This window comes from Candidatus Neomarinimicrobiota bacterium (genome assembly GCA_018651745.1).
Taxonomy (GTDB): domain Bacteria; phylum Fidelibacterota; class Marinisomatia; order Marinisomatales; family TCS55; genus JAAZYX01.
This window is the reverse complement of sequence record JABIDL010000041.1, coordinates 71,157-90,008: the sequence shown is the minus strand read 5'-3', so window position 1 is coordinate 90,008 and position 18,852 is coordinate 71,157. Positions and strand designations below refer to the sequence as shown.

The window sequence follows — 18,852 nt, the reverse complement described above, 5'->3', positions numbered from 1 at the left end:
TTGGATATTATGATTCAACAGCGGTTTAATTTTAAGAAAGTAAATCTTGTAGCATTTTGGGATATTATAAATATTTTGAACCGACCCAACCCCAATGAATATGTTTATATCGAAGATGGATCAAAAGTAATGAGTTGGCAATATACAACAATGCCAATAGGTGGGATGATTTTGGAATTTTAGGCCAACAATTGTTGTAATGCAGATACCAATTTATCTGCATCTGTTTCATCATTGTAAGCATTAAACGAAACCCTGAGATAATTTTTATTTTTCCAAGTAAAAACAGGTATTTCAATATTGTATTTTGACATCAGTTCGTTTTTAAGATTTAAGCTGTTAACATTTGGAACTTCCACACTTGCCATCTGGCCAAGCCATTCCTCCGAATTTGGGCAAATTGGATTTGAATGAATGACCTCACAAATCCGGTCACGAGTTAATCGCGTTAAATCTCGGCATATTTTTTTAACAGATTCCCAATTATTGTTCTGCTGGAACTTAATAGCATCAGACACAGCCAAAAATGCACTTGGATCCCCAGTCCCCTGATATTGATTTTCATAAACAAACGGTGATGAGGAGGGATCCATGTCTTTTCCCCAACTTATGATCAGTGGTTTAATATCTTTTTGAAGATTTTTTTCTACATAGAAAAAGGTCGATCCCTTGGGTGCGCTCAGCCATTTATGGCAGGCGCCTGTATACACATCCGGTTTCATTCCTTTTAGGATTAATGGAATATGCCCGGGGACATGGGCGCCATCTATTATAGTTAGGATTCCTTCAGACCGTGCTCTTTTACATATCTCATTAACGGGAAAAATCAATCCGGTCGGACTTGTAATTTGACTTATAAATATTATTTTTGTTCGAGGAGTTACACCTTCCCAAAAACGTTCCACAAATAAATCATGTGAGATTACGGGTAGGATAATTTCCTGTTGAATAAATTGATACCCTTTTTCTTCTTGATACCATTCCCAGGCTCTAATCAATGCCCCGTATTCATGATCAGTGGATAGCACTTCATATCCCGGATCGAAATTTAAACTGCGGATAATGGTATTGATTGCTGTCGTGGGGTTGCGGATAAAAATAACATCAGCAGCTTCACAACCAATGAAATTCCCAAGATCGGCTCGGGCTTGTTTCAGATAGTAATAAATATCTTTTTCGAAAAACTGAACAGGCTGGCTCTCTAGTTTTTTCTGCCAATTCTGATATGCTGCAAATACGGGCTTAGGGCAGGCACCAAATGATCCGTGGTTTAGAAAAACCACGTTAGATTTTAAAAGATATTGATCCTTCAAATGCTATCGCGCCAGAGCGCCCATTGGATCCCACGGTGGAAGACTTATTGGGTCTTTCTGGTACAAAGAGTAATGATCCTTCGAAAGATAATCCTTATGCACAACAACTTCATAATTGTACTCATCAAACCATGAGTCCGTCATAATATCGTAACCTTTATCTCCTCGTTTATCACCCCAAGAATTTTCCACTCGCCATTTTTTTGCACGACCCTTGCCATCTAAATCTACACCGGTGAAGACCATCGCATGTGTCATGGCGCTGTCTCCATATTCCAATCGGTCAGCTTTTGTCATAGGGAAATCCATTCCGTAAAAGAGATTAAAATCAAACAAATCCATGTCCATCACACCCAAATTCCTGTGAAAATGTTTCCCAACGTCACAGCCAAACCAAACAGGATTGTCATCTTGGATGGATTTAACAGCGACTGTTTTTAATTCATTTGATGATAGATTTAAATAACGAATGATGTCGCCTTCTATAACATTCCCAAGATAGTCGACAGTATAAACCTCATTGTAAGATTTGTCAGACATGGGACAATTGATTAGGCACACATAATCTGTTAAATTTAATCCTACGTGATCCTTAAAGAATGTTTTTGGAGTTAACTTTTCAAACCGATGAAATTTCTTATCTTTATCTCTAATCTGCCAATCAAACGACGCGGGAGGCGATCCTAAGCTGATAGTAAGAATTTGAAAAATAGACCCAAGCATTTCCTTTTTGATTTTCCTCAACTCTTTTATTGTATTCCCCTTAGCGTGTGAATCTCTAAGGGATTTTGCAAACTCCCTCAACTTTCTAGCGATCATTCGGTTCATACGCATAGATTTACTACTTTGATAACTTTCCGGCATTTCTGTCTGCGGTACAACTCCATATTTATGAATCAGATTTACAAACATGTGCCATTGTCCGCCGTCTTGAATTGGATCATCTAGTAAATGCATTACCAAACGACTATCCCAAGGTTCATCTGCGCATCGAATGATACTTTCTAAAAAATAATTCGACTTTTCTAACTTATCAAAAAACATAAAATAATTTTGACTGAATTCGAACTGTTTGAGATTGTATTTACGCCCCAAATAGATCCTGAAAAGGTTCAACCCGGCAAATCCCCAACAACGTCCGCTTGATTTTTGATTAGTAATAGGCATTTGCCCACTTACCATTTCTGAAAAAGAATGATCAATTTTTCTAAACGCTTCCCAGTCCATGGCAAGGTCAATAATTTCTCCTCGGACGGAAACGTTCCGTGCTAATTTTACCGTTGGAGAAATATCTGATGACTTTTGATATTCTTTAATATTCTTTAATAGAATCTTTTCGCTCATTTTTTTTCCTTATTTATTTTGTGAATGAAAGCAATCCAAGTATGGTTAAAATAAAATATCCAACTAAAACCGCTGCACCTTCGTAATCTTTTGCAACTCTTTGGCCAAAAAATAGAACCATGAAGTTTATTCCTGAAATAATGAAACCAAGGATTAAATAATCGCTACTATAATTCAATAGATAAAGAATTGCTCCACATAAACAAAGACCACCTCCGAACAATTCAAGAAAAGTTATAATACTTAAAGTAATCGGCACCGTTCCTCTAAGGATAGAGTTCTTAAAATGATCTTCGAGCCAAGCAATATTTCCTTTTCTATCGAATATTTTATCAATCCCGGATTGAATAAGTGCAATCGCTATAAACATTCCAATTAAAGATTGGGATAGCATCAGAATGGTGAGATCAAATGTTAAAAATGGTATCATAAAATAATTTTAGAATTAGGAAATCAGGTTAGTTATTTTTTCTTTTACAAGATCTCTTAGGTTTTCAACTGTTAAATCTTTGTAATCACCTGAATATATAGGATCACCAAAATTCACAGTTAAAGTTCCGGGGTATAAATGCCAATCATATTTTTTCTTTGCTTTATATGCGCCAATAATCCCCGTTGGGATAATAGTTACGCCAGTATTTTTAGCGACATGAAAAGCTCCTTTTTTGAAGGGACCCATTGATCCACTTAACGTTCTTGTTCCTTCTGGTGAAATAATAAATGAAATTCCTTTTTTTATTTCTTTTTCCGCTAGACTTAAACTTTCAATTGCGCTAGTCAAATTGGACCTTTGAATGGGTATTGCACCATATTTTTTAATCAAAAAACCCCAAATCGGCCAAGAAAACTGAGACTCTTTTCCAACACCAGAGATATAATGATCCACTGCGCTTACCAACATAAAATGATCGAACATGGATTCATGATTAAATAAATAAAGATAAGGTTCCCCTGTTTTTTTGGGGGGGGTCCCTTTAACATTTAATTTTTGGCCGGCACAAAACATCATTAATTTTGAGCCGCCTTTTACTATTGGATGCAGTTTTTTTACTGGGATGAAAAGCAGAAGGAGCAAATAAAATGAAAAAAACAGAATAAATATTATTCCTACCAACGGCCAAAGTAAAAGAGAAATAAGAGTCTTCAACATGATAATGATTGATCAAATATCTTAAGTGTTGCTTTCGGAAAAGGGAAAGAATTTATGTCTTTTTGTTTAATCCATTTTGTATTTTTTGTAATTGGAATAGAATTCCCGTTTGATAAATTACAATGGTAGGCAGATAAATTAATTTTAAAATGTGTATATTGATGTTTTACAAACCCGGCTTGACTTTTCACAATCACTTTGATGTTGCATTCTTCCTGAATTTCTCTTGCCACCGTGGTATCCAACCTTTCATTTAATTTTCTTTTCCCGCCGGGAAGTTCCCACATTCCACCTAGATGCAATTTATTTTCCCGACGTTGTATATAAAACTTATCATTATCCCAAATAATGCCTACGCTAACATCGTAAGTGGGAATTTTTTTAAGTTTTAACTGAGCAGGATATTTTTCCGGACTTTTGGTTATAAAAGCTAAACATAGATCAGACAGTGGACAATTTAGACAATTCGGTTTTTTGGGAATACATATTTGACTTCCTAATTCCATCATTGCCTGATTGAAATCGCCGGGATTATTTACTGCTGAAATCCACAAATCTAGAGTCTTTTTGATTCTAATTATATTTTTTGCTGTAAATTTTTTGATTTTCATAATTCTAGCTAGTACGCGTTTTACATTAGCGTCTAAAACCGGATAAAATTCATTAAAGCATATTGACATAACAGCAGAGGCAGTATAATCTCCCACTCCCGGAAGAGATTTAAAAATTTGATAGTCTGATGGTGGAATACCATCAAACTTGTTTTCTACAATTTTTGATGCTGTATGAAAATTTCTGCACCGTCGGTAATATCCTAATCCTTCCCAAGATTTGAGTAAAGTCTTTTCTGATGCGCAAACAACATGGTTAATTGTTGGGTATTTTTTTATCCATTTTTTATAATACGGAATGACTGTTTTTACCTGTGTTTGCTGTAGCATTATTTCAGAAATCCATATTTTATAAGGGTCTTGGGTTTTTCTCCATGGCATTTCTCGTCTATTTCTAGAATACCAAGTTAAAAGATTTTTAATATTTGTATTATACATACTTATTGTTCTTTTAATAATAATTTTGAAACTTGCCAATGAAAGGATGACAAAATGTTTTTATATTGATCACGGTTTTCAAGTGGTATAATAAATTCCATTTCATCCCCTAATGTATCTATCCTTGATTCTATTTCGTTCTGTAATTCTTCACCTTTATCAGTAAGGATAATTAAGGTTACGCGCCCATCAATTTTACTTTTTTTCCTTTTAACCCATTGATTCTCGATAATTTTATCTACCAATCGTGTAGCAGTAGAGTTATCTACACCAAGTTTTTTGGCTAACGACGACATATCAATTCCATCATCTGGAATAATTGATATCAATAATACCTGGGGAAGGGTTATAGATCCTTTGCTAATTCGACTCCTAAAGAGCGATTGAAGATCTAAGAAGAAATCTTTTAGTAATTCACCAAATTCCATAGTTGTATATTACAAATAATAACAGAATTCTATAATCATTAGATTGGGGAAATAATATATTATTTCTATCCATTACTTCGGGATTGAATAAAGCAAAGTGCAATGATCTTTATACAACTTAAATACTTCTTTTATCGAATAATTACCCGATAAAAAATGACCAACCGGTTTTCTGTGATCAACCGGAATAGTGCCCATAAAATTCCACTGCCCGGGAATTAATTCCCGACTTTCACGATAATCCACAACCGGATCTGGTCCCTGAAGTCCTGTTGTGGGGCTACGCATAGAAATTGTATTTACAATTCCATCATTTTCATACCAAGTGGAATCCGTATGAGAACCATCATCCCAGTAATCAACCTTTTTACCCATTGATCTAGCATATCCTCGAAGTATAAACGGCATATTGTCAGTTGGTACATGAAATCCAGTTGTAGAGTCCAAAGAAGTTGAAGATGAAGAAAATGAGAAATAGTAAACATTTTTCTCTACCGTTAATAATGTATTCAATTCTTTTGCTCCATTAATACTTGCATCCCAAGAACAGATATTTTTTGTTTTCCAAGCTGGATGCTCTCGCATCCTTCTAAAATAATCAATCCATATTTCATCCGCTGACTTATTAAATTTCCACTGCTCAAGATCAAACTCGTAAAAATCGTTTCCAACAGCTGATGCGAGGACAATAATATCTTGTAAAAGGGGAGCAGTACTAGTAACAATATTACTCAACGTAGTTCCATCGTGTGGAGTTGAAATCGAAGTGATCGACCGAACCCAATCTGAATGTTCCTCACCCAACAAATCGCTTTCTTCGAGAATAATATCAAGAGAGTCTGAATAAATTGAGTGCGTTAATTGATAAAGTAACATCCTAACCGTTTGCCCGCCCATACTATGTCCAATTAAATGTATCGGGTGATCGGAATCCCATTCTGGATAAAGTCCTGGGAATTTTTTAACACTGGGTTTTTGAGTAATTCCGAATTTATCAGAGTGCGCTTTACCATAATCAACTTGCCCTCCTTTTATTTGATAAAATAATTCAATAGCCCGATCCCAATTCGACGAAACCGGACCTATAGAGGTCGTATATACTTCAAACCCGTTTTCCGTTAGATATTCTTCAATATCAAACTTTCCTCCCCAATATCGGTATCCAGCCATTTCATCACGCCCCCATCCCATAAATCCGTGAACTAGAATGATTGGATAATTGTTTTCGTCTTTTGAAATCCCAACGGATTGGAGCAAGAAGAAAGAAAACATAACAGCTAGATAAAACCGATTATTGTTCATAATCAAATTTATACTATTACAGCGATTATTTGTTCATTTGTTGGATAAAATAAAATCCTTGCAAAAGGCTTTTATTTAATGTGTTAATTGATAGGGAATTTTAAGAACAACAGGTTTCAATCAACATTTTGCATACTTCGTAAGGATCCATATTTGCCGAAGGACGGCGATCCTCTAAATATCCATAACCATCATTCGCCGTCGCCATTGGAATGCGTACCGAAGCACCTCGATCGCTTACTCCATATCGAAATTCATGGATAGAACAGGTTTCGTGGAGTCCGGTTAGCCTTTCCTCATTATGAGCACCATACACTGCAATGTGTTCCTCGTGTCTTTTACCCAAAGCTTCACAAGCAGTTTCAATTACTTTTATACCACCTTTCTCTCGCATTGCTTTTGTGCTGAAATTCGTATGCGCACCCGCACCATTCCAGTCACCTTTTACAGGTTTGGGATGAAGTGTCGCATTCACACCGTAGTCTTCTGCAATTCGATATAAAAGCCAACGGGAGAGCCAAAGCTGATCTGAAACTTCCAACGCCCCAAGTGGCCCAACCTGAAATTCCCATTGTCCAGGCATCACTTCAGCATTAATACCCGATAATCCAATTCCTGCTCTTACACATGCATCCATATGATCTTCTACAATTTCACGACCAAATACTTCGTCAGCTCCAACGCCACAATAAAATGGACCTTGTGGAGCGGGATATCCACCATCGGGCCAACCAAGTGGAGATCTCCCAACAAAAAATGTGAATTCCTGTTCAATCCCAAACCATGGCTCATGATCATTATACTTATCGGCAATTTCAGAAAGTTCAGCTCGCGAATTCGATTTATGCACCGTGCCATCTGCATTTAGGACTTCATTCATAACTAATATATCATCACCTTCCCTAATCGGATCCGGAATAAAACAAACCGGCAGCAACATACAGTCACTGTTGCGTCCTTCGGCTTGCATGGTGCTTGATCCATCAAACCCCCATTCCGGGATTTGCTTTAAAGATGAAATAGGTCCCTCAATGATTTTGGTTTTTGATCTCAATTTGGATGTTGGTTGGTGCCCGTCAATCCAAATGTATTCTGCTTTTACTTTAGACATGGTTTGATCTCCTTTATTGGTTGTAGGTAGGTTTTTACGATAATTTTAAGGTGAAACCTTCTTTGTAAGTGCTCATCACTACAGATGTGTGAGTGCGGATCACTCCGGGCCAAGCCTGAATGTCCCGCAGTAATTTCTCAAGCCCAGTCGAGCTTTTCACTCTAACTTTTAATAAATGACTTCCATCACCTGTAACAGAGTGGCATTCCATCACAGAAGGGTTTTTTATAGACTCACTAATAATATCTTCATAATGATCGGATGAGGAACTTACAACTGCAATAAATGCCGATAAGTCAAATCCCAATTTTTTAGCATCCAATTTCGCTGAAAACTTTTGAATGATTTCGGCTTCAGTCAGCTTTTTAATTCTTTCAGTTACAGCGGGGACAGACATCCCTACAGACTCAGCGATTTCACTAGCAGTCATTCTTGAATTGGATTGTAAAAGTGATAAAATACTAATATCCTTGGCGTCAATCATTCCGAATATTAATGTTATATTTTATAGTAATACAATATTTATTTAATATTTATATCATGTTTACCTTATTATTTTAGTTAATTACCCAACCAGCTACATCTTCGCCGATCGAAATCGCGGATGTAAGGCCGGGAGAATCTATCCCAATCAAATTAATCCATCCTTCCAACCCAGCTTCATATTCATGGCGAATATAAAATTCTGCATGAGCTTGATTTGGATGAAAATATTTTGGTCGTATTCCAGAAAAATCAGGAGATATTTGATCTATCTTTAGATCGGGAATGTATTTATTGGCTTCATTAAAAAACATTTTTTTCAGATTAGAGTCAACTTCATATTCTTCAGCAAAGTCACTCAGCCAAGTGGCGCTTGGTCCCAGTTTCGCCATTCCAGATTTATCAAAACTTAAATGAATTCCAAGCGAATCGTGTTCTTTGTCTGGGAGGGGATACACCAAATGCGAAAATGCAGATCGCCATTTTGATGATAATTTAAAATATTCACCTTTAGAATATTGTAACTTCGGAGTATTGGCATCCATCACCATTTTTGAAATTTCAGCGCTGTAAAGACCTGCAGCATTGATAACCCAATTGGCTGTAACGAGATCTTCGGTTGACCCATTCTGACCAACGGTGATTGAAAATATTTTATCATTATGAATGACCTTATTTACCGTGCTCATGTATAACAAATCATGATTTGCGTTTGTAGAAATTCTTTTAAATGCAGACATGAGTTCGTGAGCTGAAATAATTCCTGTTGATTCAATAAAAATTGCTGATTCTGCATCAATATTCGGTTCTAGAGAGACAATTTCTTGCTTACCAATCATCCGCATCCCATCAACACCATTTCGACGACCTTGCTCAAATAATTTCTTTAATTCTGCATTCTGTCCTTTTTGGGAAATCACTAATTTCCCACATTTATTATACCATATACTTTCTTCATCACAAAATTGATACAACTGTTTATTTGCCCTCACACAATATGAGGCCTTTAAAGAACCATCCGGATAATAGAGTCCGGAATGAATCACTTCGCTATTCCTGCTGGAGGTGCCATGACCAAAACTATCTTCTTTCTCTAAGATCAAAACAGACGATTCACCCTTTTTGGCCAAAGCTCTAGCTATTGCCAATCCGACAACTCCGGCACCAATTATTACAATTTTATAATCAGCAGTCATTAGATACTTTGCTTATTCTCAAATGTTTTGGAACTCGTATTCATATCATTCATTAAAACTTCAACCCAAACCCCAATCCCGAGGCCCAACCACCATTGCCATACATATACGTACCAAGATCAAATGAATATTCGCTAAAAGAATAAGATAATCCAAATCCGGTATCTGCAAAAAAATCTCTCATAACACCGTAGGTTGTTTGCTGGTTTAGCTTCATGCTTGTTGTGCCTAATCTTAGTTGAAAATGATAGGGAAAATCAACAACTCCGCTCAAATGTGCTCTAGTAGAATTTTCTCCCGGATAATAAATAGCGTCTAGAGCTAACTCTAGTGGAAGGTAGGCTAGTTTTCTTGCCCCACCAAAAGATATGCGAATTGGCAAGTTTTCCTCTACGCCGGTATAATGATCAATCGGCATTCCTCCATTTTGTATGGTTGCTGATATCTTGCCTAAATCATTTGGAAGTGTTATTAAAATTCCCAAACCCATTGTCAATACTACAGCTTGATATTTTTCCAAATTGCTAATGAAGATTCCGGCATTTAGTCCTGTGGCATATATTTTACTAGTATCAGACCATGTAGATGAAGCACTTAGCCAAGAATCTGACGACATGTAATTTTCTGTGGAAATATTATTATTATCTTTCCCTTCAAAAATTCCATATCCGAAATGTCTTAAACTAACAGATATTGTTCGGGATTTTCTTGGAAGAAGAATTGAAACTGACTCTGCTATAATATCTCCCGGATAGCTAATGATACCGATTGAAAATAACCGTCCATCGGATCGAATGACAGCAGGATTAAACCGATCAGACTCTAAGGATTGTATACACTCTCCACCACCAGCCATCGCCAATGTTTGCGGATGAAACCACAGATCCATTCCGGGGAATGAAACCTGGGCAAAAGATACGTGGATCAAAACAAGAAATATAGCTGTCGATTTCAATCTCATAATAATGATACTGGATTGATATCAATGGTAATTCGGACACCCTTTTGATTCTGTTTCATATCATCAATATTTAATCCCTTCCGAAGAAAGGTGTGTAGTTTTTTTCCTGATGCATCTTTGTCTTTATTTGATTTAAATACTATCTGCATACGCCAATTATCTCGAATGCGTTCCCGATAACAATATGCAGGACCGAGTATATCCAAACCCTTAAAAGAATGCGGAAATACTTTGCTGACTTTTTGACTGACTTTTTCTACATTTTGTTTCGACTTACCGGAAAATTCTACTTTTGCAATCCAGCTGAATGGAGGATAATTCAGAGATTTTCTTTCACTAAGCAATACATTATAGTATTTCTTTAAATCGAGCTTTGATGCCGCCTTAATAACCGGGTTTTCTTTGTCATAGGTTTGGATCACAACTTCGCCTTGTTTTTTTCTTCTTCCCGCACGACCAGAGGCTTGGTATATTAACTGGAATACTCTTTCTCCTGCACGAAAATCCGGAAGATACAAACCAGTGTCCGCATTAATGATTCCAACCAAAGTTGCTTTTTCAAAATCTAGCCCCTTGGCAATCATTTGCGTACCTAATAAAATATCAATGTCACCTTTGCCAAATTTTGACAGCGTCTGACTTATATCTTTCGCCGAGCGTGCAGAATCTATATCCATTCGTTCAACATTAGCTGACGGAAAAGTACTTTTTACCAAATCTTCCACGCGCTGAGTTCCAATTCCGGAAAGCTGTAACAGATCGCTGGAACAATTTTTACACTGGTTTGGCGGCGGAGACTGAATCAAACCACATAAATGGCATTTCAGAGTATTCCCTTGTTTATGGTAAGTCAAGGTTACTTCACAATGAGGGCACATTTCCGTGTGTCCGCAATCTAGGCACCTTACCACTGGCGAATGCCCACGACGGTTTTGTAATAATATCACCTGCTCATTCTTATCAAGTCGCTCTTGAATCTTTCCCTGCAAGAGAGATGAAAAAATATATCGTGGATTTCCTACTTCTTCAGCTTCAAGATTCATATCAACTACATGCACCAATGGATACTTAGCACCACCAAATCTTCTGGGTAAACTTAATGGATTAATCTTGCCTACGATTTCATTGTAATAGCTTTCAAGGCTAGGCGTTGCGCTGGATAATAAAACCACACATTTATGAATTTTCCCCCGCATTAATGCCACTTCTCTAGCATGATAACGCGGATCGGGAGATTCTTGTTTAAAGGATGATTCCTGTTCCTCATCCAATACAATTAGACCCAAATCTTTCACTGGCATAAAGACGGCGCTTCTCGCGCCCACTATCACCTTACATTCGCCTAAACAAACTCGCTTCCAAATCCATGAGCGTTCTGATTGTCCTAATTTCGAATGCCATAAAGTTACTGTATCGCCAAAGGCGGCTCTGAATCGACCGGCTATTTGTGGAGTTAATGAAATTTCCGGTAGAAGAATAATAACAGATTTACCCTTAGCTAAAACTTTGCGGGCGGCCTCGATATAAATTTCAGTTTTTCCACTGCCTGTTACTCCATGCAATAAATATGGGTTGAATTCCTTCAAATCTATAGAGTTTGATAGTTGATTAATAACTTCTTTTTGATCATCGTTGAAATTGATTTTTTTAAAAATAGGTTCATCTAAAAATCCCGTAGCAGCAGGTAACATTGATTCTTCACCTATATCCACTAATCCAATTTCTGCGAGTCTTGTGCACACTTGGTGTGGGTTTTTTACTACTGCATTCAATTCATGAATATATATGGGGGTTATCTTATGAGATAAATATTGAAGAACATTTTTCTGAGAAGTCGCTCGCTCTGTTACCAAAGAAATATCTGGTGATTTTTTAAGCATGACGGTTTTATTGACTTTGGGTTTTACCTGCGTAGAATAGCGGGATGGAAGTACGGCGGTTGCTGCCTTTCCAATAGGAACAAGATAATAATCGCTGATCCATGTAATAAGTTTCCATAGGGATTCATTTAGGATCGGCTGTTCATCCACAAGATAATTAATTTCTCTGATTCGTCCCTTAAATTTGGTTTTCTTCCGCATATTTACAACAATTCCCTGAGCTGTTCTTCGGCCTAATGGGGCTTTTACTCTGGAACCTACAGCGATGGAACCAGATATTGAGGCTGGGACGCGATAGGTAAATACCCGGTAGCTTGAAATTGGGAAGGCAACATCAACAAACATGATGATTGAAAATAGAGGAGAGGTTCGCCTAGTGGCAATAGATTCTTTATATTCTTGCGCAATAATTATATAAAAAAACTATGTTAAATAATAATAAACAGATCATTTTTTTAATGTTATCGCTTGCTTTGATTATTCTGAGATTAATATTTATCGGAACCACAATGATTATTGACGATGAGGCTTATTACACAATGTATGCGCGCCACCTATCTCCGGGTTATATTGACCATGGACCAATTGTTGGAATTGTAATCTGGACTTTCACCAGCCTTTTTGGGGAGAATGGATTTGGTGTACGCATTGGGGCGGTGTTAATGCTTTCGGGGTTAGGGTGGATTCTTTATGAATTCGGAAAAAAATATTTCTCAAAACGAACTGGCATTATTTTATCATTACTAGTAACTGCCAATATTTTATTCCACACCAATGGAATTATAATTACTCCTGATGCTCCACTTGCTTTTTTTACAATTATTACAATTATTACCTATTTCAAAGCGTACCACAAAGATCCAAAATACCTGATTCCCGGTGGCATACTTTTGGGATTTGCTCTCTTGTCAAAAATATCTGCTCTCTTTCCAGCCATTGCGATTGCTTTATACCCTATTTTAAATTCTAGAAAAAGAGAATTTTTAAAAGACTCTCGATATTATTTATCATTTTTATTTGCTATTATTGTATTCAGCCCATTTATTTTTTGGAATGCTCAAAATGGCTGGGCATTTTTTGCATATCAAGGTGCTCATGTTTCTGGGAAAGGAGGGTGGGGAACTTTTTTAGAATTGTGGACTGGGTTATTCATTCTGGTGGGACCAGTTTTATTTTTTTATGCTATTACCAAACCTTTTGAGATTTGCTTAAAACACAAAGAAAGAAAGAAAAATTCGGATGCGGTGTTTTATTTTTCTCTGGTTGGCATAATCCCTTTAATCTATTTTCTTGTACACTCGTTCTTTTCCCGAATGGAAGTAAATTGGCCTGCGCCTGTATTTTTTGGTGGATTTTTTGTCTGCGGAATCATCTTTGGTCAAAACTGGATACAATATAGAAAACAGTTTTATTTCCAAATTATATACTCGCTAATTCTTATAGGAATAATAACAATTCAAACCTATTTACCTTTTCTACCCGTTCATGGGAAAAACGATATCACCAATAGATATTATTATTACTCCAGCTTTGACGACGAATTGAAATTATATTTTAAGGATCAGTTGGGCGATCGCGAATGGCGGATTGCATCAAATAATTTCCAAGTTCCTTCTATGATTAATGTGTATTTAAAACCAAAGCTTGAGGCAGTATGTTTGTCAATCAATTACCATGAAACTTTATATTCATTTTTGTACCCTGATTCTATGCTCGTCAATAAAGATTTGTTACTTATTTGGAAAGGGAAACAATACCCGGGAGCGTTGAAAGATTATTTTCAAACAATTACAAAATTAAACTCTTTTGAATCTAAACGGGGAGGGTCGGTACTTAGACAATACACTTTCTGGCTTGCCGCTGGATATAAAGGAAAAATTCATTAAATAATACAAAAATCCCTGTGATGCTTAAAGCTTCACAGGGATTTATAGATTACCAATTGTCTTATATTAAGATTTTATAACATACAGTTTGATTTCAGATTCTAAGTCGGTGGTAATTTTTACGGGGATATGATAAATCCCAAGTGCTTTTATGGGTTCGTCCAATACAATTGATCCTTTGTCGATGTTAATTCCTTTATCCGACACTGCTTTGTGAATATCTAATGTTGTAACAGAGCCAAATATTTTTTCCTCTTCACCTACTTGAACTTCTATTGTGATTTCTGTCTTTTTTACCTGATCTGCTAGATGTGAATATTTTTCAACCTCTCTGAGTTTTCTTGCTTCCGACACCCGTTTTTTCTCATCGGACAACGCACGATTTCTTTTTGAGGACCTAACGGCAAGACCTCGTGGGAAAAGAAAATTTCTTGCATGCCCTGGTTTAACAGTAATGATATCACCAGCTTCGCCAAGTGGTTCTACATCGTCTAATAAAATGACTTCCATAATTATATCCTTCCGGTTTTTCCAGATTTAATTTTCACTAATATTTGTATAGGGCATTAAAGCGATGTTACGGGCGCGTTTTATCGCTCGAACAACCTTGCGGTGCATTTTTGCTGATGTGCCAGTTACGCGCCTAGGCATAATTTTCCCTTGATCATTGATAAACTGTTTTAACAATTTTACATCTTTATAATCAACTTTTGTAATGTTGTTTTCTTTAAAAAAACAAATCTTTCTGCGACTTACAAATGCCATTTGTTATTCCTCCTCTTTTTCTTCATCTTCGGGACTATCTTCCTGAGTTTCTTTGGATTCGAGTTCGGGTTTAGAAATTTTTATAGAATCCTCTTCTGAATCTGAGTATTCAGTTTCCTTTTCCGGTTCTGGATCGGCAACTTCATCAGATTCGGATTTTTCTTGAGACTCAACATCGCTCTTCGAATCTTCATCTATTGATTGCCCAACATCATCTTTTCGGGTTTCCTCAAGATAAACTTCCGGCCTTTCATCCAGCTTTACTGTTTGAGACCTCATTATATTCTTGTTCAGTTTGATATAAGTTTCTAATTCAATTAATGTAGATGAATCTGTTGTTTCGAACTGAAGTAAAATAAAGGTACCATATTTTTGTTTTGAAATAGAGAACGAAAGTTTCTTTTTCCCCCAAACTCGATGATTTATAACCGAATATTTTATTTTTTCGGCTTCTTTATTTACATCCCCAATGATATCTTGAATCCTTTGTTCCTCATAATTCGGATTCAGGATATATAGGGTTTCATAGTATTTCATATATTGCTCCTGATTTTTAGGCAATTAGTGGTGCAATAACCAATGACACCACAGACATAAGTTTTATTAAAATATTAAGCGATGGTCCCGATGTATCTTTGAATGGATCACCAACGGTATCGCCAACAACAGCTGCTTTATGCGCGTCCGATCCTTTTTTCAGCATTACACCATTTACTTCCACACCTTCTTCAATCATTTTCTTTGCATTGTCCCAGGCACCGCCGGCATTGGATTGAAAGATTGCCATTAACACTCCGGTCACTGTCACCCCGGCAAGTAAACCTCCTAAAGTTTCTGCGCCAAAAGTAAAACCAACTACTACCGGAGATGAAATTGCAAGAATTCCAGGAAGCACCATTTCTTTTATCGCAGATTGAGTTGATATTTCAACACATTTTCCGTGCTCAGCTTTATCAAGTCCGGCCTCATAGGTTGCTTTATCCTCTTCGGACCAAGATGATTCATCACCTTTATCCAGTATTTCTAATGCCGCTTTAAGTTCTGGAATGTCTCTAAATTGTCGACGAACTTCTTCGATCATTGCCATCGCTGCTCGACCGACGGCGCCCATTGCCATTGATGAAAAAAGGAACGGCAGCATTCCGCCTACAAACAAACCGGCCATCACCATGGGATTGGAAATATCAATAGATTTTATTCCACTTTGCACCATGAATGCGGCAAACAGAGCCAATGCGGTTAAAGCAGCAGAACCGATTGCGAATCCTTTACCGATTGCGGCCGTTGTATTTCCAACCGCATCCAATTTATCAGTTCTTTCACGAACCTCTTCGGGTAAACCGGCCATTTCGGCAATACCGCCTGCATTATCAGAAATGGGGCCATATGCATCAATCGCCAATTGAATTCCTGTATTGGCAAGCATACCTAGTGCCGCCATTGCAATTCCATACAATCCTGCAAAATAATGAGCACCCATAATAGCCGATGCTAAAATTAAAATTGGAACTGCTGTCGATTGCATTCCAACTCCGAGTCCGGCAATAATGTTTGTTGCAGATCCTGTCATAGATTGTTCTGTTATAGATCTAACTGGCGACGTCCCGGTACCAGTATAATGTTCTGTAATCATTCCAATACCAAGACCGGCAGCAAGTCCAATAGTTGATGCCCAAAAGACGCCAAGGTTAGTATAGTCACCATTTAGTGAATAGGATTCCGGCAACAAGGATGTAATTAAAAAGTACATTACGCCAACCATGATGGCCGATGAACCAAACTCACCAATATTCAAAGCTTTTTGAGGGTTTCCACCTTCTTTAACTGAAACCATAAAAGTTCCGATAATTGATACCAAAATCCCCGACCCCGCTATGAGAAGCGGCAGAATAACAAAATTCAGATTGAAACTATCTGCTACTAAAATGCTCGCGCCCAAAACCATTGAACCAACAATAGAACCAACATATGATTCAAATAAATCTGCTCCCATACCTGCCACATCGCCAACATTATCACCAACATTATCTGCAATTGTAGCCGGGTTTAGTGGGTGATCTTCAGGAATCCCAGCTTCTACCTTCCCAACTAAGTCCGCACCTACATCTGCTGCTTTTGTATAAATACCACCACCAACGCGGGCGAAAAGCGCAATCGAGGATGCGCCTAAAGAGAATCCGGAAATAACGGTTAATATCCTTGGATAATCTGCATCGAAATAAAATTGATAAAATGTGAATAATCCTGCCAAACCAATTACGCCTAATCCCACAACCGAAAGACCCATAACCGATCCGCCGGTAAACGCCACATTTAGCGCAGGAGCAAGGCCTGTACGTGCAGCATGGGTAGTTCTATTATTTGCTTTTGTTGCAACTCTCATTCCGAGGAATCCGGCAAATCCCGATGCTAGAGCGCCAACGCCAAAAGAAAGGGCAATCAATATACTAGACCCTTCTCTTCCTGCATTTGCATACCCTAGTAAAAGCGCAACCACCAGCACAAATATAGCTAACACTCTATATTCAGCCTTCAAGAATGACATTGCGCCTTCCGCTATATTGGATCCGATTTGTTTCATTCGATCTGTGCCTTCATCCTGCTTAGAAATCCAACTTGTTTTCCACGCTGAATATATTAGCGCCAAAACACCGGCACCAATAACGGCCCATAAATATTGAGTTACATTAATCATGCTTCATCTTTCTTTTTTGAGTTATAATGGTTCATTGTGTTATTAATTCCATTACGAATAATTGATTCTGCTGCATCAGCTGCGATTTGAACTGATTCGGCTGCATCAAGTAAATCCTTGTTTCTGAAAGCTTTTAACACATACGATTCAGCGGGACGTTTTTGGTCGCTCGCTGCCACGCCAATTCTCAGCCGAGGAAAATTTGTGATCCCTAAGCTATAAATCACAGATTCCATGCCCCTATGACAACCATCGCCACCTTTGGGGCGGATTCGGATTGTACCAAGCGGCAAATCAACATCATCCACAACAATGTGTAAATCAGAAATAGACATGCCAAATTCACTGACAAAGTGGTTCACAGCGCCTCCGCTTACATTCATTCCAGTGGTAGGCTTCATAAGTAACGAATCGAATTTTTTAGATTCTGCATATACGTAATCCCCGATGCCCGGTGAAAACCGACAACCCCAACGCCTGGACAATTCATCCACCACCCAAAAGCCTGCATTATGTTTTGTGTCTGCATATTCATTTCCAGGATTCCCAAGCCCTACAAAGGCGATCATGGCTTCTCTTTAGCTTCCTTTTTATCATCAGAAAATTCTTGCTTGGAAGCTCTTTCGCTCGGGTCATCTCCTTCTTTGACCTTTTCACCATCAACAACATCTTCACCATCCTCGGGTTCTTCACCTTCTGCGAGTTCTTCTTCCGGAAGTTCGAGTTCAACTTCGGTGACCGGAGGTTGAATTGTTACAACTGTAGTATCTCCGGGATTAATAATTTCGATCTCATCTCCCAGCGAAATATCATTGACAGTAAAGTTTTGGTTGATGTCCAAATCAGTTATATCCATAACTACATTCTCCGGCACGTCTGACGGAAGGCATTGAATGTCCAAAGTAGACAAATTTTGCATAAGAACACCACCACCATCTTTTACTCCTAGGGATTCTCCTTCAAGTATAATTGGGATTGAAATACCAATTTTTTCGCTCATATGGACACCCTGAAGATCAATATGTATTATTTCTTCAGTCACGGGATGATATTGCACTGATTTAACCATAACGTGCCGTTTTCTGCCTTCAAGTTCAACCTCAAATATATGACTTCCACTTTGAATGGCTTTATGAAAAACCCCTTTGTCTAAAACGAGGTTTTGGTTATCCTCGCCATGAAAATAAAAATTCGCAGGAATTTTTCCTTCAGATCGAAGCGTTTTCGATGCTACGCTTCCAAGTGTTTCACGTATTTCAAGATCTAATTCAGTATAATTGGCCATGAGA

Annotated in this window: 20 protein-coding genes; 2 read left to right on the top strand and 18 right to left on the bottom strand. The window is 37.7% G+C overall.

The window, feature by feature from the left end:
* The first annotated feature begins 9 nt into the window (after nt 1–9).
* Nucleotides 10–183, top strand: a complete 174-nt coding sequence (locus tag HOD97_08305) for a hypothetical protein (protein MBT4281598.1) — start codon at nt 10–12, stop codon at nt 181–183.
* On the opposite strand, the gene HOD97_08300 is transcribed toward HOD97_08305, so the two are convergent.
* The 12 genes from HOD97_08300 to priA all read right to left on the bottom strand — a co-directional run bounded on the left by HOD97_08300 (nt 180) and on the right by priA (nt 12,562).
* Nucleotides 180–1,313 (bottom strand): aminotransferase class V-fold PLP-dependent enzyme, encoded by a 1,134-nt coding sequence (locus HOD97_08300; protein ID MBT4281597.1) that lies wholly within the window; start codon nt 1,311–1,313, stop codon nt 180–182. The two genes, HOD97_08305 and HOD97_08300, sit on opposite strands and share 4 nt — an antisense overlap.
* A 3-nt stretch (nt 1,314–1,316) precedes the next feature.
* Nucleotides 1,317–2,657: a C1 family peptidase gene (locus tag HOD97_08295; protein ID MBT4281596.1), complete on the bottom strand. Its 1,341-nt coding sequence runs from the start codon at nt 2,655–2,657 to the stop codon at nt 1,317–1,319.
* 13 nt (nt 2,658–2,670) lie between these two features.
* Entirely contained in the window at nt 2,671–3,087 is a 417-nt protein-coding gene (locus HOD97_08290) for a DoxX family protein (protein ID MBT4281595.1), read from the bottom strand.
* Nucleotides 3,088–3,102: 15 nt separating this feature from the next.
* Nucleotides 3,103–3,807 (bottom strand): 1-acyl-sn-glycerol-3-phosphate acyltransferase, encoded by a 705-nt coding sequence (locus HOD97_08285; protein MBT4281594.1) that lies wholly within the window; start codon nt 3,805–3,807, stop codon nt 3,103–3,105.
* Nucleotides 3,801–4,748 carry an A/G-specific adenine glycosylase gene (locus HOD97_08280; GenBank protein MBT4281593.1) on the bottom strand — a complete coding sequence of 316 codons (948 nt, stop codon included), beginning with the start codon at nt 4,746–4,748 and terminating at the stop codon, nt 3,801–3,803. Before HOD97_08280 ends, HOD97_08285 begins: the two co-directional genes overlap by 7 nt.
* Before the next feature lie 110 nt (nt 4,749–4,858).
* A complete protein-coding gene (locus HOD97_08275; GenBank protein MBT4281592.1) occupies nt 4,859–5,284 on the bottom strand; it encodes a MarR family transcriptional regulator in 426 nt (141 codons plus the stop codon).
* A gap of 72 nt (nt 5,285–5,356) precedes the next feature.
* Nucleotides 5,357–6,586 (bottom strand): lipase, encoded by a 1,230-nt coding sequence (locus HOD97_08270; GenBank protein ID MBT4281591.1) that lies wholly within the window; start codon nt 6,584–6,586, stop codon nt 5,357–5,359.
* Nucleotides 6,587–6,686: 100 nt separating this feature from the next.
* Nucleotides 6,687–7,697, bottom strand: coding sequence for a glutamine synthetase (locus HOD97_08265; GenBank protein MBT4281590.1), 1,011 nt, complete (start codon nt 7,695–7,697; stop codon nt 6,687–6,689).
* A gap of 34 nt (nt 7,698–7,731) precedes the next feature.
* The gene (locus tag HOD97_08260) at nt 7,732–8,181 is read right to left on the bottom strand and encodes an Lrp/AsnC family transcriptional regulator (protein ID MBT4281589.1); all 450 of its coding nucleotides are present in this window, start codon (nt 8,179–8,181) and stop codon (nt 7,732–7,734) included.
* A gap of 73 nt (nt 8,182–8,254) precedes the next feature.
* Nucleotides 8,255–9,376: an NAD(P)/FAD-dependent oxidoreductase gene (locus HOD97_08255; protein ID MBT4281588.1), complete on the bottom strand. Its 1,122-nt coding sequence runs from the start codon at nt 9,374–9,376 to the stop codon at nt 8,255–8,257.
* Nucleotides 9,377–9,428: 52 nt separating this feature from the next.
* Nucleotides 9,429–10,337, bottom strand: a complete 909-nt coding sequence (locus HOD97_08250) for a hypothetical protein (GenBank protein ID MBT4281587.1) — start codon at nt 10,335–10,337, stop codon at nt 9,429–9,431.
* Nucleotides 10,334–12,562: a primosomal protein N' gene (gene priA, locus HOD97_08245; protein MBT4281586.1), complete on the bottom strand. Its 2,229-nt coding sequence runs from the start codon at nt 12,560–12,562 to the stop codon at nt 10,334–10,336. The genes HOD97_08250 and priA overlap by 4 nt, the downstream gene beginning before the upstream one ends.
* Before the next feature lie 164 nt (nt 12,563–12,726).
* Here priA and HOD97_08240 point away from each other — a divergent pair, with 164 nt between their 5' ends.
* The gene (locus HOD97_08240; GenBank protein MBT4281585.1) at nt 12,727–14,103 is read left to right on the top strand and encodes a glycosyltransferase family 39 protein; all 1,377 of its coding nucleotides are present in this window, start codon (nt 12,727–12,729) and stop codon (nt 14,101–14,103) included.
* A 66-nt stretch (nt 14,104–14,169) separates the two neighbouring features.
* Here the strand turns inward: HOD97_08240 and HOD97_08235 are convergent, their stop codons facing one another.
* From HOD97_08235 to HOD97_08210, 6 genes are read right to left on the bottom strand one after another with little or no spacing between them, the layout of a single operon-like run.
* Complete coding sequence (locus HOD97_08235; GenBank protein MBT4281584.1) at nt 14,170–14,613, bottom strand: 50S ribosomal protein L9; 444 nt, start codon at nt 14,611–14,613, stop codon at nt 14,170–14,172.
* A gap of 27 nt (nt 14,614–14,640) precedes the next feature.
* Nucleotides 14,641–14,868, bottom strand: coding sequence for a 30S ribosomal protein S18 (locus HOD97_08230; protein MBT4281583.1), 228 nt, complete (start codon nt 14,866–14,868; stop codon nt 14,641–14,643).
* Nucleotides 14,869–14,871: 3 nt separating this feature from the next.
* Nucleotides 14,872–15,405: a 30S ribosomal protein S6 gene (gene rpsF / locus HOD97_08225; GenBank protein ID MBT4281582.1), complete on the bottom strand. Its 534-nt coding sequence runs from the start codon at nt 15,403–15,405 to the stop codon at nt 14,872–14,874.
* A gap of 16 nt (nt 15,406–15,421) precedes the next feature.
* On the bottom strand, nt 15,422–17,563 hold the full coding sequence (locus HOD97_08220) for a sodium-translocating pyrophosphatase (protein MBT4281581.1): 2,142 nt from the start codon (nt 17,561–17,563) through the stop codon (nt 15,422–15,424).
* Nucleotides 17,560–18,132, bottom strand: a complete 573-nt coding sequence (locus HOD97_08215; GenBank protein ID MBT4281580.1) for an aminoacyl-tRNA hydrolase — start codon at nt 18,130–18,132, stop codon at nt 17,560–17,562. The genes HOD97_08220 and HOD97_08215 overlap by 4 nt, the downstream gene beginning before the upstream one ends.
* Nucleotides 18,129–18,848, bottom strand: a complete 720-nt coding sequence (locus HOD97_08210; protein MBT4281579.1) for a 50S ribosomal protein L25 — start codon at nt 18,846–18,848, stop codon at nt 18,129–18,131. Before HOD97_08210 ends, HOD97_08215 begins: the two co-directional genes overlap by 4 nt.
* Nucleotides 18,849–18,852 lie beyond the last annotated feature (4 nt).